Source organism: Kitasatospora sp. NPDC059408 (genome assembly GCF_042751525.1).
GTDB lineage: Bacteria > Actinomycetota > Actinomycetes > Streptomycetales > Streptomycetaceae > Kitasatospora.
This window is the reverse complement of sequence record NZ_JBHYWI010000011.1, coordinates 118,716-133,033: the sequence shown is the minus strand read 5'-3', so window position 1 is coordinate 133,033 and position 14,318 is coordinate 118,716. Positions and strand designations below refer to the sequence as shown.

Below are 14,318 nucleotides of genomic sequence, written 5' to 3'. Positions count from 1 at the left end.
CGTTGAACGGGGCCCGCCTTTGCTTTCCATTGGGAGGGCCGTTGCGCGACCGCGACGTCCCCCGGGGTTCGGCGCGCGAACCATGGGGAAAAGGTGAGCCAACGATCGGGCGGTCGCGGAAGCCCCCTCACCCACCGCGTCCGTTCCCCGGGCGGACCGCGCCCACCTGGCCTGACCCGAGGGCGAGCGGAAAGAGGTGCGCGATGGATCGCTGTGTCGTTCTGGTGGATGCCGGATACCTGCTGGGCGCCGCCGCCAGCCTGCTCGCCGGCGACCCGTCCCGCTCCCGGGTCACCGTCGACCACACCGCGCTGATCACCGCGCTGCGCGAACGCGCCGAGGCCGAGACCGGGCTCCCACTGCTGCGGATCTACTGGTTCGACGCCGCCCCCGACCGGCGCCCGATGCCCGAACACCGGCGGCTGCGGGTCCTGCCCCGGGTGACCGTCCGGCTTGGCGCCCTCACCCGCGCGGAGGGCCGCTGGGTGCAGAAGGGCGTGGACGCCGCCATGCACGCGGAGCTCTCCGAGCTCGCCCGCAACCGGGCCTGCGCCGACGTCGTGCTGATCACCGGCGACGGGGACCTCCTGCCCGGCATGATGTCCGCCAAGGAGCACGGCGTCGTCGTCCACCTGTGGGCCCTCCAGGCCGCCGACGGCGACTTCAACCAGTCCGAGGACCTCGTCGGCGAGGCGGACGAACGGCGGGTCCTCGACCGCGAGTGGATCGAGAACTCGTTCAGCCTCCGCGAGACCGCGAACGTCTTCCCCGCCCCCGGCCAGGGCCCCCGGCAGGAGATCGCCAAGATCCTCGCCGCACCGCCCGCCGCACCCCCGGCCGCCGTGCCGCCCACCGGGCCCGTACCGGTCCGCCCGGCCGCCGGCGCGCCCGCGCCCGTCGCCCCCGCCGCCACCAACGGGCGGCCGCAGCCGGCCACCGCGCTCAAGGTCGTGCCCACCCCCAAGGACCTCGCCGGGCGCACCGCCGCCGCGCCCGTTGCCACCGCGAACGGCAGCGCCGCCCACACCGGCCCGGTGCTGCGCTGGTCCTCCGACCGCGGCTGGGTCGACCGGCCCGCCCCCGAGCCCGCCGTCACCGCCGGCGACAGCCTGCCGACGCTCGCCCAGCTCACCACCGCCGAACAGCGCTGGGCCGACCGCGAGGAGGACATCACCTCCATCGGCGGCGACGCCCACGAGGTCGGGCAGGTCTTCGCCCGCCGCTGGAGCGAGCGCCTCGGCGACGTCGAGCGGCTCACCGTGCTGTGGCCCGACTACCCGCGCATCCCGCACCGCGTCGACGGCGAACTCCTGCGCTACGCGGCCCGGTTCGGGCTGCTCGCGCACAAGGACGACCAGATCGACGAGCACGACAGGTACGCGATCCGGGCCGGGTTCTGGAAGGAGCTCGCGTCCCGGGTGCCGGGCGGGTCGATGGTCGTCGACGACTGAGGGCGCGGCCGGTCCCGGGCGTCGCACGGCGGGCGGGAGTCCGCAGGCAGGCCCGACGGGCCCCGTTGTCCGGTTCGCCCGTGTGAGCGCGTAAAGTCGTCCGTCGTGAACGAGACGGCGGCAGGGCGAGCACCCAGGGGCGGCCTGCCGTGCTGCGCCGTCCGCGACCTGGTGAAGACCTACCGCGCCGGACGCGGCTCCGCGGCCACCGGCATCCGGGCCAACGACGGGATCACGCTGACCGTCCGGACGGGTGAGATCTTCGGGCTGCTCGGGCCCAACGGCGCCGGCAAGTCCACCCTCGTGCGCCAGCTCTGCGGGCTGCTGCGCCCCGACTCCGGCTCGATCGAACTCTTCGGGCACGACGTCGTGCGCCACCCCGAGCTGGCCGCCCGCCTGCTCGGGTACCTCGGGCAGGAGTCCACCGCCCTCGACGAACTGACCGTCGCGCTCGCCGCCGAGACCACCGGACGGCTGCGCGGGCTCAGCCGGGCGCAGGCCCGGGCCGAGGCCGGCGAGGTGCTGACCGAACTGGGGCTGGAGCCGATCGCCGGCCGGCCGCTCGCCAAGCTCTCCGGCGGGCAGCGCCGCCTCGCGTGCTTCGGCGCCGCGCTGGTGGGGGAGCGGCCGCTGCTGGTGCTCGACGAGCCCACCACCGGGATGGACCCCGTCGCCCGCCGCGCCGTCTGGGCCGCCGTCGACCGGCGCCGGGCCGAGCGCGGTACCACCGTGCTGCTCGTCACCCACAACGTCATCGAGGCGGAGACCGTCCTCGACCGGGTCGCCGTGGTCGACGAGGGACGGGTCATCGCCTGCGACACGCCGGGCGGGCTCAAGGCCCTCGTGGACGGCGACGTCCGGCTCGACCTGGTGTGGCGGGACGAGGCCCCGGTCGGGGTGCCGGCCGTCGCCGAGCTCGCCGAACGGGCCGAGCGCACCGGCCGCCGCTGGACCGTGCGCACCAGCCCCGAGCAGGCCCGCGAACTCGTCGCCGCCGTCACCACCGGCCCGGCCTTCGCCGCCCTCGACGACTTCACCCTCGCCACGCCGAGCCTTGAGGACGCCTACCTCAAGCTGGGCGGCCGCCACGGAGGACTGGCCAAGTGACGCTGCTCTCGGTGCCGCCCCGGACCGCCGCCGACCCGGGCCCCGCGCCCGCCCCGCTCGCCCCCGCGGCGCGGCTGCTGCCCGCGCTCGCGGCCGTCTACCGGGCACAGCTCGCCCGCGCCCGGGTGGCGCGGATCCCGCTGCTGTTCGTGGCGACGTTCCAGTCCCTCGGCATCCTCGTGATGATGCGGGGCGTCGTGGACCCCGGGCAGAACTCGGCCGCGCGGTCGGTGGTCGCCGGGTCCAGCGTGCTGGTGGTGGCGTTCGTCGCGCTCAACCTGCTCGCGCAGTACTTCGGGAAGCTGCGGGCCACCGGCGGCCTCGACCACTACGCGACGCTGCCGGTGCCGGCGGCCTCCGTGGTGCTGGGCGCGGCCGGGGCGTACGCGTCGTTCACGCTGCCCGGCACGGTGGTGACGGCGGCGGTGGGCGCGGTCATGTTCGGGCTGCCGCTCGGCCAGCTGTGGGTGCTGCTCGCGGTGGTGCCGCTCGCCGGGGCCGCGCTGTCCGGGCTCGGCGCGGCCTGCGGGCTGCTCGCGCCGCGACAGGAGATCGCCACCATGCTCGGGCAGCTCGGGATGTCCGCGGCGCTGCTGCTCGGCGTCCTGCCGGTGGACCACCTGCCGCAGCCGGTGCTGTGGCTGCGCGACCTGCTGCCGTCCACGTACGGCGTGGAGGCCTTCGCCCGTACGTTCACGGCCGACCCGGACTGGGCGCTGGTCGCGGGTGACCTCGCGGTCTGCGCGGGGGTGGGCGTCGTGTCGCTGGCGATCGCCACCTGGGCGTACCGGCGGGCCGTCTCCCGGTAGGGCGCACGGCCGCGGCAACCGGGCGGCGGTCCCTCCGGGGCGCGATCGTGAAACGATGGGGTCCGTGACCGTACCGAACACACCTCCGGATCCCACCCGCGACGACGTGCCCGCGGTGCCGGACGCCAACCCGTTCGCGCCGCCGCAGACCCACGACGTCGCCGGGCTGCCGCCGCTCCCGGAGGGGATCGGGGGCGTCTCCAAGGCCGAGAGCTCGCCGGTGGACCGGCTGATGTCGGAGCTGCGGATCGGTGCCGCGACGGTGGTCGTGTGCGCGGTCCTCGGGCTCGCCATGGCCGGGCTGTGGGCCTGGCTGGCGCCCAAGGTGCCGCTGGTCGTCGACGGGGACCGGATCCTGTACGCCGACCCCGAGGGCGAGCAGCGCGCCGGGGCCGACGCGGTGTTCGTGCTCGTCGGGCTCGGCATGGGGATCGTCACGGCGCTCGGGGCCTTCCTCGTCACGCGCCGCCGCGGCGGGGGCATCTCGGTCGCGGTGGGGCTGGCCGTCGGCGGGCTGCTCGGCTCGCTCGGCGCCTGGCGGCTCGGGCGGTCGTTCGGGCCCAGCCACGACCTGATCGGGGAGGCCCGGCGGGTCGGCAACGGGGGACGCTTCTACGCGGACATCGACCTGGGGGCGCACGGCGCCCTGCTGGCCTGGCCGATGGCGGCGATGGTGCTGCTGCTCCTGCTGTCGGCGGCGTTCGGCAAGCGCGAGGAGGACCCGCCGCCGTACTGGGCGGGGCCGTACGGGCAGCCTCCGCTGGAGGGGCCGGTCGGGCAGGCCGGGCTGGACGGGCACGCGGGGCCGGACGCGAAGGACGGGCCGGCGGGGGAGCAGGGCGGGGCCGACGGCCGGCGGCCGGGTCTCGGGTAGCGGCTCTTCCAGGCCGCCTCAGCGGGCGATGGGGGCGGTCGTCGCCCTGGTCAGGGTGATCAGGTCGGTCGGGGCCAGTTCCACTTCCAGGCCCCTGCGGCCCGCCGACACGTAGATCGTCGGGTGCGTCATCGCGCCCTCGTCGACGACCGTCCGCAGCGGGCGGCGCTGGCCCAGCGGGGAGATGCCGCCGCGGACGTAGCCGCTGCTGCGTTCGGCGGCGGCCGGGTCGGCCATGGCGGCGCGCTTGCCGCCCACGGCGGCGGCCAGCGCCTTGAGGTCGAGCCGGCCGGCGACCGGGACCACACCGACGGTCAGGACGCCGTCCACGTCGGCGACCAGGGTCTTGAAGACCCGCTCGGCGGGGACGCCCATGGCCTCGGCGGCCTCGCCGCCGTAGGAGGCGGCGGCCGGGTCGTGCTCGTAGGAGTGCACGGTGAACGGGACGTCGGCGGTCTCCAGGGCGACGGTGGCCGGGGTGCCCTGGCCGCCCTTCTTCGGCTTCCTGGCCACGGGAGCTCCTCGGGTCACACGGGGTTCGGCGGAGGTCAGTTGGGGCTGAACGACTGGCGGGTCAGGTCCACCGCGGGCAGCGACGGCAGCCAGCTGAGCACGGCCGTCTCGCGGCGCAGCAGGTCGAGTTCGGTGCGCAGCCGCTGGGCGGTGTCGGGGCAGGCCAGCAGCCGCTGCTTGACCGGCGTCTCGAACACCGAGGCGGCGGCGACCAGGTAGGAGAGCACCTGCGGGTCGTCGGGGAGCTCCTGGTGGCCGACGGTGCTGGCCTCGCGGGCGCCGGCCAGCCGCTTCTGGTAGGCGCGGAACGCCCGCTCGACCTCGGCGGCGAGGGCGCCGGAGCCCTCGCCGGGCCGCTCCTCGATCGGCTCGATCTCACCGGTCAGGTACGGACCGGAGGCGTCCACGTCGCGCAGCAGGAACCGGGTGGTGCCGGTGACCAGGAGCTCGTACCGGCCGTCGGGCTGGTCCTGGACGGAGGCGACGTCGGCGACGCAGCCGACGCGGTGGATCGCCTCCAGGGCGTCCCCGGTGAACGTGCCGAGGCCGTCCAGCGGGCCCGCCGGGCCCTCGTCGGGGCGGACCGGGGCGACCTCGCGGCCGTCCTTGATCGCGAGCACGCCGAAGCGGCGCGGCTCGTCCTCCGGCTGTTCGAGCAGGTCGGCGACGAGACGGCGGTAGCGCTCCTCGAAGACGTTCAGGGGCAGCACGAGGCCCGGGTAGAGCACGGTGTTCAGCGGGAAGAGCGGCAGCCGTTCTGTCACGGCCGACAGCGTAGTTCCCCGGGCCCCGGCCTTGTCGCGGGGTTTGTCACGGGGTTCGTCGCGGTCGCCTGCGCCGGAGTCCGGCTCACCCGCGCTGGAGCATCCGCGTGGCGCCCGCGACGACGGTGGTGGCGAGCAGCCAGCCGACCACGACGAGGCCGGCGGAGACCCACTGGGCGAGGCCGCCGGGGTTCCACGCGCCCTGGTTGAGGTCGACGATCGGCAGGAGCTGGTTGAGCGTGTACAGCACCGGGTTCCAGTTCGGGCGCTCGTCGGCCTTCAGCGGGTTGAGCGGGTGGGTGGCGAAGAACACGCTGCCGAGGGCCCAGGCGAGGAGCAGCCACAGGGCGGCGCGGCCGGGGCGGAAGCCGTAGCCGACGCTGACGTCCTGGACGGTGCCCCAGATCCGGGCGGGCAGCGGGAGCGTCTCGCGGCGGCGGCGCTGCTTGGCGTAGAGCACCTCGCGGGCGTCGTCGTCGGCGCCGTCGCGGCGCATGGCCGCGGCGAGCTGCTCGTAGGACTCGGGCTGGAAGTCGACGGTGGAGCCCTCCAGCCAGGCGATGCGCTGCTGGACGGTGAACGGCGCGGCCGGGCGCAAGACCTCGTAGGTGAAGCCGGTGAGGCCGAGGTGCTTGCCGAGCGGCCAGGCGTCCGGGGTGTCGACGAGGTTGCCGACCCGGGCGCGGGAGAGCGAGACCGGGCCGGTGGGCCGCATGCGGCAGGTGAAGCGCAGTTCGGGGGTGTGGATGCGGCGCAGCGAGAGCTCGTCGTCGCCGTCCAGGTGGAACTCGCCCGAGATCAGGCAGGCGCCGTCGAAGCGGGCGTCGGACAGCCGCACCTGGCCGTGGGCGCGGAACGGGGTGCTGGGGGCGCCGGCCGGCGCGGTCTGGCCGTAGCCGGAGCCGTAGTAGCCGCGGGAGCCGAACCAGCCGCCGTCGGCGGAGCTGGTGAGGTAGGCGGTGTGGCCGACGGTGATCCGGACGGCGTTGAGGCAGATCCGGTTGTCCGGGACGGCGTGGAGCTGGGCGCCGCGCAGCGAGAGCCGGCCGCCGATGCGGGCGGTGCGCAGGCTGAGCTCGCCGTGGACCTCGATCCGGTCGGCCTCGAAGTCCTGGTGGACGGTCATGCCGTCGGCGGAGAGCGCGCGCCCGTAGCGGTCGGAGCCGAGGCGGGTCACGTTGAGCAGCAGGTCGGTGCCGATCTTGGCGTCGGTGAGCCGGACGCCCTCCGGTATGCGGCAGCGCGCGAGGTGGAGGTCGCCGGTGGTGGCCAGCCGGGAGGCCTCCAGGCGGGGTATCAGGCAGTCGACCATCCGGACGGTGCTGGCCTCGGCCTCGGACATCAGGACCTTGTGCTCGAAGCGGCAGCCGTACAGCTCGACGTACTGGTTGATCCGGCCGCCGGCGAGGTTGAGCGCGCCGGTGACGTTGACGCCGTTCATCCGCAGGGAGGAGACCCGGCCCGGGGCGGCGGTGGGGCCGGCCAGCAGCAGGCGGGCCAGGACCTCGGCGCGGACGGTGCGCTCGGAGCCCCATTCGGCGTCGCCGTAGGGGTCGTCCTCGGCAGATTTCCGGGCCCGGCGGTCGAAGACGTCCCCCTGGCGGAAGGCTTCCCAGAGTTCCTTTTCCGTGTCGGTCCAGTCCTCCGGCGCGCGCTCCGCCATGCTTTCCCCCGTCCCCCCGGTCGTCTCGCCTTTCGTATCACGGAGTGAAATGCGGGACCAGTGGTTTCGGCCACTCCTTACACTGGGTGGCGTGATCTCTCGAATCGACCTCCGCGGCTCGCTGGACGACCCGCGTGACCTGCTGCCCCGTGCCGAGTTCGACGTGGCGGCCGCCCTGGAGAAGGTGCGGCCGATCGCCGAGGACGTGCACCATCGCGGGGTCGCGGCGCTGATCGAGATCACCGAGCGCTTCGACGGCGTCCGGCTGGAGTCGACCCGTGTCCCGGCCGAGCAGCTCACCGAGGCCCTGGAGACGCTGGACCCGAAGGTGCGCGCCGCGCTGGAGGAGTCGATCCGCCGCGCCCGGGCCGTGCACGCGGACCAGCGCCGCACCGGGCACACCACGCAGGTGGTGCCGGGCGGCACCGTCACCCAGCGCTGGGTGCCGGTGGACCGGGTCGGGCTGTACGTGCCGGGCGGGCTGGCGGTGTACCCGTCGTCCGTCGTGATGAACGTCGTGCCGGCCCAGGAGGCGGGCGTCCGGGGCATCGCCGTCACGTCGCCGCCGCAGAAGGAGTTCGGGGGGCGCGTGCACCCGACGATCCTGGCGGCCTGCGCGCTGCTCGGCGTGGACGAGGTGTACTCCGTCGGCGGCGCCCAGGCGGTCGCGATGTTCGCGCTCGGCACCGAGGAGTGCGCGCCGGTGAACATGGTCACCGGCCCGGGCAACATCTACGTCGCCGCCGCCAAGCGCTACTTCGCCGGACGGATCGGCATCGACTCCGAGGCCGGCCCGACCGAGATCGCCGTCCTCGCCGACGACAGCGCGCTGCCGTCCGACGTCGCCGCCGACCTGATCAGCCAGGCCGAGCACGGCCCGACCTCCGGCTCGGTGCTGGTCACCGACTCGCCGGCGCTGGCCGACGCGGTCGAGGCCGAGCTGGCCGTGCAGGTCGCGCGGACCAAGCACGGCGAGCGCGTCGCCGAGGCGCTCGGCGGCCGGCAGTCCGGCATCATCCTGGTCGACGACCTGGAGCAGGGCCTGACCGTCGTCAACGCCTACGCCGCCGAGCACCTGGAGATCCAGACCCGGGACGCGCACGCGGTGGCCGCGAAGGTCCGCAACGCGGGCGCGATCTTCATCGGCCGCTGGACGCCCGTCTCGCTGGGCGACTACGCGGCCGGCTCCAACCACGTCCTGCCCACCGGCGGCTGCGCCTGCCACTCGTCCGGCCTGTCGGTGCAGACCTTCCTGCGCGGCGTCCAGGTCGTCGAGTACGACCGGGACGCGCTCGCGGACATCGCCGCGCACGTCGTCAACCTCGCCGACGCGGAAGACCTGCCGGGGCACGGCGACGCCATCAAGGCTCGGTTCGATTGGACGGTTCCCGGCTCGTGACGCGCACCACTCGCATTGACGACCTTCCCATCCGGGACGAGCTGCGGGGCCAGTCCCCGTACGGCGCGCCGCAGTTGGACGTGCCGGTACAGCTCAACACCAACGAGAACCCGTACCCGCTGCCCGAGGAACTGGTCGCCCGGATCGCCGAGCGGGTCGCCGAGGCCGCCCGGGGGCTCAACCGCTACCCCGACCGCGACGCGGTCGAGCTGCGCGAGGGGCTCGCGGCCTACCTGAGCCGCACCACCGGCTTCCCGGTGGCCCGCGAGCAGGTCTGGGCCGCCAACGGCTCCAACGAGGTGCTCCAGCAGCTCCTCCAGACCTTCGGCGGCCCCGGCCGCCGCGCGCTCGGCTTCGAGCCGTCCTACTCGATGCACGCCCTCATCTCCCGGGGCACCGGCACCGAGTGGATCTCCGGCCCGCGCAACGACGACTTCACCATCGACGTGGACGCGGCCGTCGCCACGATCGCCGAGCACAGGCCCGACGTGGTCTTCGTCTGCTCGCCGAACAACCCCACGGGCACCGCGGTGGCCGCCGACGTCGTGCTGCGCCTGTACGAGGCCGCCCAGGCGGCCCGGCCCAGTCTGGTCGTCGTCGACGAGGCCTACGTCGAGTTCTCGCACCGCGCCTCGCTGCTGCCGCTCATCGAGGGCCGCCCCAACCTGGTGGTCACCCGCACCATGTCCAAGGCCTTCGGCGCGGCCGGCCTGCGCCTCGGCTACCTGGCCGCCGACGCGGCCGTGGTGGACGCGGTCCAGCTGGTCCGCCTGCCCTACCACCTGTCGGCCGTGACCCAGGCCACCGCGCTGGCCTGCCTGGAGCACACCGACACCCTGCTCGGGTACGTCGGGCGACTCAAGGAGGAGCGCGACCGCCTGGTGGACTCGCTGCGCGGGCTCGGCCTGGAGGTGACCGACTCGGACGCCAACTTCGTCCAGTTCGGCCGCTTCGCCGACACCCACGCCGTCTGGCAGGCCATCCTCGACCAGGGCGTCCTGGTCCGTGACAACGGCGTCCCGGGGTGGCTTCGCGTCACCGCCGGCACGCCGGCCGAGAACGACGCCTTCCTGGACGCCGTTCGCACCGTGATCAAGGAGCTGTAACCCCGTATGTCCCGCATCGGACGCGTTGAGCGCACCACCAAGGAGACCTCGGTCCTGGTCGAGATCGACCTCGACGGCACCGGCAAGACCGACATCTCCACGGGCGTCGGGTTCTACGACCACATGCTCGACCAGCTCGGCCGCCACGGTCTGTTCGACCTCACCGTCAAGACCGACGGCGACCTGCACATCGACACCCACCACACCATCGAGGACACCGCCCTCGCGCTCGGCGCCGCCTTCAAGCAGGCGCTCGGCGACAAGGTCGGCATCTACCGCTTCGGCAACTGCACGGTGCCGCTGGACGAATCGCTCGCCCAGGTGACCGTCGACCTCTCCGGCCGCCCCTACCTGGTGCACACCGAGCCGGAGCACATGGCGCCGATGATCGGCAGCTACGACACCACGATGACCCGGCACATCCTGGAGTCCTTCGTGGCCCAGGCGCAGATAGCCCTCCACGTCCACGTGCCGTACGGTCGCAACGCGCACCACATCGTCGAGTGCCAGTTCAAGGCGCTCGCACGGGCCCTGCGCTACGCCTCCGAGCGCGACCCGCGCGCGGCCGGCATCCTCCCCTCGACCAAGGGTGCACTGTGAGCAAGACCGCCGTGGCTCTCCTCTTCGTCGGCCTCTTCCTGGCCGGCGGGGTGATCTCGTTCTGGAAGCAGAAGCTGCCGAAGGGCGTCATCCTGGTGCTCGCGATCGGCTCCGTGATGTGCCTGGCCGCCGGCGCCATGCGCCTGTAGTGCGCGCGTACGCAGAGAGACTGGACACCTGAACATGGGCAAGAACGTCGTCGTCCTCGACTACGGATCGGGCAACCTGCGCTCCGCGCAGCGGGCCCTGGAGCGCACCGGCGCGAACGTCACCGTGACCTCCGACTTCGACACGGCGATGGCCGCGGACGGCCTGCTCGTTCCCGGCGTCGGCGCCTTCGAGGCGTGCATGCGCGGCCTCAGGTCGGTCCGCGGCGAGTGGATCATCGGCCGCCGGCTCGCCGGGGGCCGCCCGGTCATGGGCATCTGCGTCGGCATGCAGATCCTCTTCGAGAAGGGGGTCGAGCACGGCGTGGAGACGGCCGGCTGCGACGAGTGGCCGGGCACCGTCGAGCCGCTGGACGCCCCGGTCGTCCCGCACATGGGCTGGAACACCGTGGACGTGCCCGAGGGCAGCCGGATGTTCGCCGGCCTCGACCCGCAGACCCGCTTCTACTTCGTGCACTCCTACGGCGTGCGGCACTGGGAGCTGGAGGCGCACAGCGCGCGCATCCACGCCCCGCTCGTCACCTGGGCCACCCACGGGCAGCCGTTCGTCGCGGCCGTCGAGAACGGGCCGCTGTGGGCCACCCAGTTCCACCCCGAGAAGTCCGGCGACGCCGGCGCCGCCCTGCTGACCAACTGGGTCAACACCCTCTGACCGTCTGAGAGTTGTTACTGATGAGCCTTGAGCTGCTGCCTGCCGTCGATGTCCGGGACGGCCAGGCCGTCCGTCTGGTCAAGGGCGCCTCCGGCACCGAGACCTCCTTCGGCGAGCCGCTCGCCGCCGCGCTCGCCTGGCAGAACGCCGGCGCCGAGTGGCTGCACCTGGTCGACCTGGACGCCGCCTTCGGGACCGGGGGCAACTACGAGCTGCTGCGCGAGGTCACCGGCCGGCTGGACATCAAGGTCGAGCTGTCCGGCGGCATCCGCGACGACGAGTCGCTCGCCCGCGCCCTCGCCACCGGCTGCACCCGCGTCAACCTCGGCACCGCCGCCCTGGAGGCCCCCGAGTGGGTCGCCAAGGCCATCGCCGAGCACGGCGACAAGATCGCCGTCGGCCTCGACGTCGTCGGCACCACCCTGCGCGGCCGCGGCTGGACCCGCGACGGCGGGCAGCTCTTCGACGTCCTGGACCGCCTGAACCAGGAGGGCTGCGCCCGCTACGTCGTCACCGACGTCAACCGCGACGGCACCCTCACCGGCCCCAACCTCCAGCTGCTGAGCGACGTCTGCGCGGCCACCGACCGCCCGGTCGTCGCCTCCGGCGGCGTCTCCTCGCTGGACGACCTGCGCGCCATCGCCGGCCTCGTCGGCGAGGGTGTCGAGGGCGCCATCGTGGGCAAGGCACTGTACGAGCAGAAGTTCACCCTCGAAGAGGCCCTGGCGGCGGTTTCGGGCTGATGCCGCCGATGTCGGGCCGGCGTCGGGCCGAGGTGAGGCCGACGTCGCCGATGACGGAAGAGACGGTTACAGGATGACGGAACGTCGGATCGTACGCGGCCGGGTCGCCGGATTCTCCCCCTGGGAGGACGAGTTCGGCTACTCGCGCGCGGTCGTCGCGGGCGACCACGTGCACGTGGCCGGCTCCACCGCCTGGGTGGACGGCCGGATCGAGCACGAGGGCGACCCGTACGGGCAGACGCTCGCCGCGTTCGGCGTCGGGCTCACGGCCCTGGCCGCGTACGGTCTGACGGCGGACGACGTCGTCCGCACCCGGATGTACATCACCCACGTCCGCGACGCCGAGGAGGTGGGCCGCGCCCACCGTCAGCTCTTCGACGCCGCCCGCCCGGTGGCCACCATGGTGGTGGTCGAGGGCCTGATCGACTCCCGGATGATGGTCGAGGTCGAGATCGACGCGTACCGCACCGGGCTGGCAAAGACCCTGGAAGCCCCGGAAGGCAATCAGCCGTGACCCTTGCAGTACGTGTCATCCCCTGCCTGGACGTCGACGCCGGGCGGGTGGTCAAGGGCGTCAACTTCCAGAACCTGCGCGACGCCGGCGACCCGGTCGAGATGGCCAAGCTCTACGACGCCGAGGGCGCCGACGAGCTCACCTTCCTCGACATCACCGCCTCCTCCGGCGACCGCGAGACCACCTACGACGTGGTCCGCCGCACCGCCGAGCAGGTGTTCATCCCGCTCACCGTCGGCGGCGGCATCCGCGCCGTCGAGGACGTCGACAAGCTGCTGCGGGCCGGCGCGGACAAGGTGGGCGTCAACACCGCGGCCATCGCCCGGCCGGAGCTCGTGCGGGAGATCGCCCAGCGGTTCGGGCGGCAGGTGCTGGTGCTGTCGGTCGACGCCCGGCGCTGCCCTCCCGGCACCGAGACCGAGTCCGGCTTCGAGGTCACCACGCACGGCGGGCGCCGCGGCACCGGCCTCGACGCGGTCGAATGGGCGGGCCGCGCGGCCGAGTTGGGCGCGGGCGAGATCCTGCTCAACTCGATGGACGCCGACGGCACCAAGGACGGCTACGACCTGGACCTGATCCGGGCCGTGCGCAAGGCCGTCTCCGTGCCGGTGATCGCCTCCGGCGGCGCCGGCAAGCTCGCCGACTTCGCCCCGGCCGTCGAGGCGGGCGCGGACGCGGTGCTCGCGGCGAGCGTCTTCCACTTCGGGGACCTGCGGATCGGCGAGGTCAAGAACGCGCTGCGGGAGGCCGGGCACCCGGTGCGGTGACGCGTTCTGCGCGTCGAGCAGGGCCCGCCACCGTCCCTGGTGGCGGGCCCTGCTCGCTGTGCCGCTACTGCCGGGGCTCGCCCTTGATCAGCGCGAAGGGGGCGCCGTTCGGGTCCGCGAGCCAGGCGATCCGGCCGACGTTCTCCACGTCCGCGGCGGGCATCAGCACCGTGCCGCCGGCCGCCGTCGCCTTGGCGATCAGCGCGTCCACGTCGTCGGCGGCGAAGTACGGCGTCCAGGCGGACGGCTGGGCCGCGTCCATCACCGGGGCGATGCCGCCGAAGCTCGTCTCCTGCTGGTCGCCCTCGGCGGTCGAGATCACCCGGTAGCTCATGCCCGGGGACGGCTCGAAGTTCTCCACCCGCCAGCCGAACAGGGTCTCGTAGAACGCGAAGCCGGCGTCCTGGTCGGAGGTGTGCAGTTCGGACCAGCACATGGTCCTGTCGGTCGAGACGGCGTCCAGGCCCTTGGTGTTGCCGGCCTCCCACAGCGCGAACCGGGCACCCTGCGGGTCGGTGACCTGGGCGAAGCGGCCCTCGCCCATGACGTCCATCGGCGGGACGAGCACCGTGCCGCCGGCCTGCTCGGCGGTCTTGACGGCGGCGTCCACGTCGGGGGTGCGGAAGTACGTCGTCCAGGTGGACTGGTCGCCCTCGTCGAGCGGGCCGACGGCGCCGACGGTCCTGCCGTCCAGCTGGAGGAAACCGTAGCCGCCCGTCTCCGGGCCGCCCGACTGGAACGTCCAGCCGAAGACCTTCGCGTAGAACTCGGCGGTGGCGGGGATGTCCGGGCTGCCCAGGTCGATCCAGCAGGGCGAACCGGCGGGGAAGTCGGTGGTGAGCATGAGGTGGTGCCCCTTCGACGGAGAACTGACCGGAGCGGTTTCCGACAGGCGCGCGCACGCCCCCTCCCCGGCCACCTGAGAGTCTGCACCGGGCCACTGACAATCGCAGCCGGGACGGGATGGGGCGGATCGGGCCGGTCCCTCGAACGGGGCATCCCCGGCGATGCCGAGGCCCGTGCGCGGGAAGTCGGCGCGGTCGACTTCCCGCACGTGGTCGGCCGGTTCCGGACGGGCGGCCGGGTGTCGTCGTCGCGCGGGTGCGCGGGGGCGGGTGGGGGCACGGGTTTCTGGTGGGTGTTGAGGGGGTTGATAGCGTTCTCGGAGGCGTGGAGTCGTTTTCGGAGG

At 73.8% G+C, this 14,318-nt stretch carries 16 protein-coding genes; 12 read left to right on the top strand and 4 right to left on the bottom strand.

All coding sequences use genetic code 11. The features are described from left to right. Positions 1–203: 203 nt before the first annotated feature. From ACFXDE_RS10585 to ACFXDE_RS10570, 4 genes are all read left to right on the top strand, one after another. Positions 204–1,451 carry an NYN domain-containing protein gene (locus ACFXDE_RS10585; protein ID WP_380440570.1) on the top strand — a complete coding sequence of 416 codons (1,248 nt, stop codon included), beginning with the start codon at positions 204–206 and terminating at the stop codon, positions 1,449–1,451. A gap of 105 nt (positions 1,452–1,556) precedes the next feature. Further along, complete coding sequence (locus ACFXDE_RS10580) at positions 1,557–2,558, top strand: ABC transporter ATP-binding protein (RefSeq protein ID WP_380440568.1); 1,002 nt, start codon at positions 1,557–1,559, stop codon at positions 2,556–2,558. Then, a complete protein-coding gene (locus ACFXDE_RS10575; protein WP_380440566.1) occupies positions 2,555–3,367 on the top strand; it encodes an ABC transporter permease in 813 nt (270 codons plus the stop codon). Before ACFXDE_RS10580 ends, ACFXDE_RS10575 begins: the two co-directional genes overlap by 4 nt. A 64-nt stretch (positions 3,368–3,431) precedes the next feature. Further along, positions 3,432–4,241, top strand: a complete 810-nt coding sequence (locus ACFXDE_RS10570; protein WP_380492845.1) for a hypothetical protein — start codon at positions 3,432–3,434, stop codon at positions 4,239–4,241. A gap of 18 nt (positions 4,242–4,259) precedes the next feature. Here the strand turns inward: ACFXDE_RS10570 and ybaK are convergent, their stop codons facing one another. From ybaK to ACFXDE_RS10555, 3 genes are all read right to left on the bottom strand, one after another. Further along, positions 4,260–4,754, bottom strand: a complete 495-nt coding sequence (gene ybaK / locus ACFXDE_RS10565; RefSeq protein WP_380492843.1) for a Cys-tRNA(Pro) deacylase — start codon at positions 4,752–4,754, stop codon at positions 4,260–4,262. Positions 4,755–4,789: 35 nt separating this feature from the next. Continuing rightward, complete coding sequence (locus tag ACFXDE_RS10560; RefSeq protein WP_380492841.1) at positions 4,790–5,518, bottom strand: LON peptidase substrate-binding domain-containing protein; 729 nt, start codon at positions 5,516–5,518, stop codon at positions 4,790–4,792. 85 nt (positions 5,519–5,603) lie between these two features. Beyond that, positions 5,604–7,181, bottom strand: a complete 1,578-nt coding sequence (locus tag ACFXDE_RS10555) for an oxidoreductase (RefSeq protein ID WP_380440558.1) — start codon at positions 7,179–7,181, stop codon at positions 5,604–5,606. A gap of 91 nt (positions 7,182–7,272) precedes the next feature. Here ACFXDE_RS10555 and hisD point away from each other — a divergent pair, with 91 nt between their 5' ends. The 8 genes from hisD (at position 7,273) to hisF (ending at position 13,129) form a co-directional block, all read left to right on the top strand. After that, entirely contained in the window at positions 7,273–8,580 is a 1,308-nt protein-coding gene (hisD, locus tag ACFXDE_RS10550; RefSeq protein WP_380492839.1) for a histidinol dehydrogenase, read from the top strand. Beyond that, positions 8,577–9,686 carry a histidinol-phosphate transaminase gene (locus ACFXDE_RS10545; protein ID WP_380492837.1) on the top strand — a complete coding sequence of 370 codons (1,110 nt, stop codon included), beginning with the start codon at positions 8,577–8,579 and terminating at the stop codon, positions 9,684–9,686. Before hisD ends, ACFXDE_RS10545 begins: the two co-directional genes overlap by 4 nt. A 6-nt stretch (positions 9,687–9,692) precedes the next feature. Continuing rightward, entirely contained in the window at positions 9,693–10,286 is a 594-nt protein-coding gene (hisB, locus tag ACFXDE_RS10540) for an imidazoleglycerol-phosphate dehydratase HisB (RefSeq protein ID WP_359963098.1), read from the top strand. Continuing rightward, positions 10,283–10,435: a hypothetical protein gene (locus ACFXDE_RS10535; RefSeq protein ID WP_329928313.1), complete on the top strand. Its 153-nt coding sequence runs from the start codon at positions 10,283–10,285 to the stop codon at positions 10,433–10,435. The genes hisB and ACFXDE_RS10535 overlap by 4 nt, the downstream gene beginning before the upstream one ends. Before the next feature lie 34 nt (positions 10,436–10,469). Next, positions 10,470–11,105, top strand: coding sequence for an imidazole glycerol phosphate synthase subunit HisH (gene hisH, locus ACFXDE_RS10530; RefSeq protein ID WP_380492834.1), 636 nt, complete (start codon positions 10,470–10,472; stop codon positions 11,103–11,105). A 17-nt stretch (positions 11,106–11,122) separates the two neighbouring features. Beyond that, positions 11,123–11,848, top strand: coding sequence for a bifunctional 1-(5-phosphoribosyl)-5-((5-phosphoribosylamino)methylideneamino)imidazole-4-carboxamide isomerase/phosphoribosylanthranilate isomerase PriA (priA, locus tag ACFXDE_RS10525; protein ID WP_380492882.1), 726 nt, complete (start codon positions 11,123–11,125; stop codon positions 11,846–11,848). A gap of 73 nt (positions 11,849–11,921) precedes the next feature. Continuing rightward, the gene (locus tag ACFXDE_RS10520; RefSeq protein WP_380440550.1) at positions 11,922–12,362 is read left to right on the top strand and encodes a RidA family protein; all 441 of its coding nucleotides are present in this window, start codon (positions 11,922–11,924) and stop codon (positions 12,360–12,362) included. Beyond that, positions 12,359–13,129 carry an imidazole glycerol phosphate synthase subunit HisF gene (gene hisF, locus ACFXDE_RS10515; RefSeq protein ID WP_380440548.1) on the top strand — a complete coding sequence of 257 codons (771 nt, stop codon included), beginning with the start codon at positions 12,359–12,361 and terminating at the stop codon, positions 13,127–13,129. The genes ACFXDE_RS10520 and hisF overlap by 4 nt, the downstream gene beginning before the upstream one ends. A gap of 64 nt (positions 13,130–13,193) precedes the next feature. Here the strand turns inward: hisF and ACFXDE_RS10510 are convergent, their stop codons facing one another. After that, entirely contained in the window at positions 13,194–13,973 is a 780-nt protein-coding gene (locus ACFXDE_RS10510; protein ID WP_380492831.1) for a VOC family protein, read from the bottom strand. Positions 13,974–14,318 lie beyond the last annotated feature (345 nt).